General features: G+C 50.1%; 6 protein-coding genes. 3 read left to right on the plus strand and 3 right to left on the minus strand.

Annotated features, from left to right (window positions below):
• A partial coding sequence (locus INT22_RS21130) for a hypothetical protein (RefSeq protein ID WP_226912779.1) occupies window positions 1-114 on the plus strand: 114 nt, incomplete at its 5' end.
• 57 nt (window positions 115-171) lie between these two features.
• Here INT22_RS21130 and INT22_RS14615 read toward each other — a convergent pair.
• Window positions 172-993: a flagellin N-terminal helical domain-containing protein gene (locus INT22_RS14615; RefSeq protein WP_319022085.1), complete on the minus strand. Its 822-nt coding sequence runs from the start codon at window positions 991-993 to the stop codon at window positions 172-174.
• 74 nt (window positions 994-1,067) lie between these two features.
• Complete coding sequence (folK, locus tag INT22_RS14620) at window positions 1,068-1,514, minus strand: 2-amino-4-hydroxy-6-hydroxymethyldihydropteridine diphosphokinase (protein WP_193060707.1); 447 nt, start codon at window positions 1,512-1,514, stop codon at window positions 1,068-1,070.
• Window positions 1,515-1,718: 204 nt separating this feature from the next.
• Between folK and INT22_RS14625 the strand changes: the two genes are divergently transcribed.
• A complete protein-coding gene (locus tag INT22_RS14625) occupies window positions 1,719-2,465 on the plus strand; it encodes an SDR family oxidoreductase (protein ID WP_193060706.1) in 747 nt (248 codons plus the stop codon).
• A 285-nt stretch (window positions 2,466-2,750) separates the two neighbouring features.
• Window positions 2,751-4,361: a BCCT family transporter gene (locus tag INT22_RS14630; protein WP_089040319.1), complete on the plus strand. Its 1,611-nt coding sequence runs from the start codon at window positions 2,751-2,753 to the stop codon at window positions 4,359-4,361.
• 111 nt (window positions 4,362-4,472) lie between these two features.
• On the opposite strand, the gene INT22_RS21135 is transcribed toward INT22_RS14630, so the two are convergent.
• Window positions 4,473-4,661: hypothetical protein (locus tag INT22_RS21135; RefSeq protein WP_226912768.1), on the minus strand; the 189-nt coding region annotated here is incomplete at its 5' end.

Raw genomic sequence — 4,661 nt, forward strand, 5'->3', positions numbered from 1 at the left:
CAGCAATTTATCGTGATTACCGCGATTCCCGTTTCACTGATTTTACTGCCATCGCTGTGGAATGGCCCCCAGGCAGCCTATGCCATGGCGCGCGAACAGGGCATTATCGAGTAACGGTTGATAGTCCTTATGCGGCCCTGATGTTATAGCTCTGATGTTATAGCCCTAATGTTATAGACCTTCCAGCAGGCGCAGAATCATCTGCGGCTGCTGGTTGGCTTGAGCCAAAATAGCGATACCGACCTGCTGCAGAATTTGCGCGTGAATTAGATTAGAAATTTCACGGGCATAATCCGCGTCTTGGATGCGCGACTGAGCAGCAGACGTATTAATAATGTTGGTATTGAGTCCATCGATCACACTTTCGAAGCGATTTTGTACCGCGCCTAAATAACTCCGCTGGCGATCCACCTGTTTAATGGCGCCATCTAGCGCCTTAAGCGGGTTATCCGTTGCGTTGCCATCATCTAAAACACTAAAGCTTTCCAGCCCCAATGCCTGCCTATTCATGGCTGCTAAGCGCACCGCAATGCTATCGCCATCGTTAGCACCCACCTGAATATTTACCTCTTTGCTACTATCAAACAAGCCAATGCCGTTGAAGTTACTCTGTTCGGCAAGACGATCAATCTCATCTAGGCGCTGATTGATCTCATTTTGAATTGAGTCAAGATCATCGGGAGCATTAGTGCCGTTAGCCGCTTGAACACTCAATTCACGAATACGCTGCAAGTTATCGTTAATTTGATTGAGCGAACCCTCTGCTGTTTGCACCATGGAAATGCCGTCATTGGTATTGCGAATGGCTTGCTCCATACCACGCAGCTGAGCCCCCATGCGATTGGCAATCGCCTGACCTGCCGGGTCATCCTTGGCACTATTGATACGTAGCCCAGAAGAAAGACGCTCCATAGCGGTCTGCATCGATTGCTGACTGCTACGCAGATTATTCTGCACGATAAGAGACATCAGATTGGTGTTTAGGCTTAGCAACGCTCGTCTCCGAGGCAGGTCAGCCTGCCCAACAGTAGGAGGCTACACTGCTATTATCGGCCGCAACGCAAAAATCATGAGCATGCTCGTTGTTTAAGTGTCCGGCGGCTGGCAGCCAGCACTTCATCTACCGGGCGACGCACGTAGCTATGCTGGTAGTACCCCTCATCGATGACTTCGCCATCCCACGCCACAATATCCAAGTCCATGGTTCTCGGCCCTGATTTAATCGGGCCTCGCACACGTCCGAGACGATTTTCCACCTCTTTTAAGTAAGCGCGAAAAGCGTCGTGATCAAGAGATGTACGCACAAGTAAGGCTGCATTCAGGAAGTCCGGCTGGTGTTGGTAGCCAACCGGCGTTGTGCGAATCGCTTCTGAGCTGGCTATCAGCTCACACTCGCTGCGCAAAATAGTCAGTGCTTCGTGAAAGTGGTGTTCCGGCTCAATATTGGTACCGAGAGAGATTAAGCATTCATGGAGGGGCGTATCTGGCGTAGTGTTTAACGATGAGAGTGGCATAGCTGCATCCTAATCTTGTAGACCCTACTTTAGAAACCCGGCGCTTAGCGTCAAAATTCGAAGGCGGCTGTCAGGTCATATTGATGATACGTAAGATTAGCTTGCCTGCTATTTTGTTCAAGCTATGTACAAGATATTGACAAACGCTACGCTCACGCAGAAAGTCATACTCAACGCTAACGTTAATCCACTTGGGGAACTTGCATGAGTTCATCAGCTGCACTGATCACTGGCGGCGCAACACGTTTGGGACGCTATTTCGCCGAAGCCCTAGCGGCTAAGGGCTATGATATTGCCTTACATGTGAATAGCTCACGGGGTGAAGCCGAAGACGTTGCCAAGACGATTCGCGCCAAAGGACAGCGCTGCGAAATACTGCCATGCAATTTCCTGAGCGACTCTCTTGAAGAACTTGTGACAGCCGCCAAACAACACTTCCCAAACTTAAATGTGCTTCTTAATAGCGCCTCTGCATATGAACCTGCTCCCATTTCAGGCACCGACATGGCCATGCTGGAAACGCAGTTTAGGGTCAATATGTTTACACCGTTGCTGCTCACACGTTACTTTGCAGACGCCGTCGATAGAGGCCAGGTCATTAATATTATTGATAATAAAGTGGCCTATCACCAGTACCCGTATGCCGCGTATCTATTATCGAAAAAGAGCCTTTCTGATATGACGCGTATGGCAGCGCTAGAGTTTGCACCACGCCTGCGTATTAATGGTATTGCTCCCGGCGTGGTACTGCCCGCTTCTCAACGCACCAGCGACTATATTCAGTGGCGAATTGAAGGTATACCCGTTAAGCACCAGGGTGATCCCGCCCACCTTGTACAAGCGTTGCACTATTTATTAGACAATGAGTTTGTTGCTGGGCAAATTCTATTTGTCGATGGGGGTGAGTCGATCAACCTTGAAGGGCAACATTCCGAAAACTATCCAGGCTGAAAGCATTCCAACCTATCTTTCAAATCTATCTTTAAAACTTATCTTTAAAACCTGTCTTTAAAATCTGTCTTTAACGCCCTCTTACGCCATACGCTGCCGATGCTTATTAAGTCATTCGGCAGCTTTTCGTTGACGGTACGTTAAGCCCTGCACGATTTAATCAAAGGTCACATTTCCCACCTTCCATGGACAGAAGAGTTGTCTGTAGACTCGTGAAAGTCGCCTTATTTCAGCTGGCATGCAACCCATCTAGGCGACTATTCCAACAATAAAAAGGAAATTCTCATGGAAAAACTCGCGCAACGACTGGGGCTGCGCACGGACCCCACCATTTTTTTTACTTCGGCTGGCTTGATGGTGCTGTTTCTTGTCGCACTCATTATTGCCCCCGAGACGATCGGAAGCATTTTTGCTGCTGGCCGCAGTTGGGTGGTTACCAATCTTGGCTGGTTCTTTATCTTTGGGGTTAGTTTCTGGCTGGTTTTCCTACTGTGGATAGCACTCAGCCGTTACGGCAATATTCGCTTGGGCGACGAAGACGATCGGCCGGAGTACGGCAATATTTCCTGGTTCACGATGCTGTTTGCCGGTGGTATTGGCACAGTGTTGATGTTTTGGGGGGTGGCCGAGCCGGTCTTTCATTTTGCCAACCCGCCTCATGGCGATATTGAGCCACATACGGTAGAAGCCGCTCGTGAAGCGATGGGCTTTTCGCTTTACCACTTGGGCTTGCATACCTGGACCATTTTCACCCTGCCAGGGCTAGCCTTTGCCTACTTTATTTACCGCTACGACCTCCCTGTACGCGTCAGCTCAGTGTTCTATCCGCTGCTCAAGGAGCGTATCTACGGCCCAATCGGTAAAACGATCGATATCTTTGCGGTACTCGGAACGCTGTTTGGGGTGGCCGTTTCTATCGGGCTAGGTACCTCTCAAATTAATGCAGGGCTAAGCGAACTTTTTGGCGTTGCTGATAGCGTGACCACTAAAGTCATTATCATCATCGTGTTAACGGCAGTCGCAGTAGCCTCCATTGCAGGCGGGCTGGATAAAGGCGTGAAGCTGCTTTCCAACATCAATATCGGCATGGCCGTAGGGTTGATGTTGTTTGTCTTGTTTACCGGTTCGACCGTCTTTCTTCTGCGCGGCATTATCGAAACGCTCGGCATTTATATTTCCAACATCGTGCCGTTGTCGTTCTGGAACGACACGCTAGCGCAATATACCCGTGAAGAAGGCAGCTGGGGCTGGCAGGGTAACTGGACGGTCTTTTACTGGGCCTGGACAGTGACGTGGTCTCCCTTTATCGGCTTGTTTGTTGCTCGTATTTCCAAAGGTCGTACCATCCGTGAGTTTGTCCTTGGTGTGCTGTTTGCACCTTCTGTGTTTACGCTGGTGTGGTTTGCTATTTTTGGCTGGTCGGCCATGGAAATCGATGGTATCGGCGCGGCCGCTCGCGAACAGCTGGGCGACCAGGCCGGTATGATGACGGCCGCTGTCATGGAGAGCGTGCCCTTAGCAATGTTTGCGTTCTTTGAGAACTTCCCCGCTGCTACGCTGATTCAAGGGCTTGCCGTCGTTATCGTGGCAATCTTCTTTGCTACTTCGTCGGACTCCGCGTCGCTGGTCATCGACCTACTGTGTACCGGTGATACGGACCCCGGCCCAATTCATCAGCGGGTATTCTGGGGCGTCTCGGAAGGTGCCGTTGCAGCCATGCTGATCGTACTCGCAGGGGATGCGGGACTAGTAGCGCTACAGCAAGTGATTACCGTCATCGGTCTGCCTATCTTTATCATGGTCTTCGCCATGGTCTTTGCACTGATGAAGGCGCTGATGAAGGAGAAGATCAAAATCGTACGCCCCAAAGGAGCGCCCGAACTGGATAACCTATAAAGGGTTCTAACGTTCTGACGAATATGAATTACAGCGGATGTTTCAACAACAGTGCCGCCCTTTTGGGCGGCACTGTTGTTTAGTTAGCCGTTGTCAATAACCGGCATTCTATTACACACCGTCTACATCACCATGATCAGGTTTTAGATGATCAGACTCATTGGTGTCCTGAACTGACTGATTGGATAGCTGTTCGCTTTCCTGATGGATTGGCGATGTTTCTACCTTTTTACGTTCAGCGGTGGAGTCCAACACGCGCACATTGGCGGGCGGGGTTTTGCCACCTTTCGTTTCACCAAA

The sequence above is a fragment of the Halomonas sp. 3D7M genome, assembly GCF_014897885.1.
Lineage (GTDB): Bacteria > Pseudomonadota > Gammaproteobacteria > Pseudomonadales > Halomonadaceae > Vreelandella.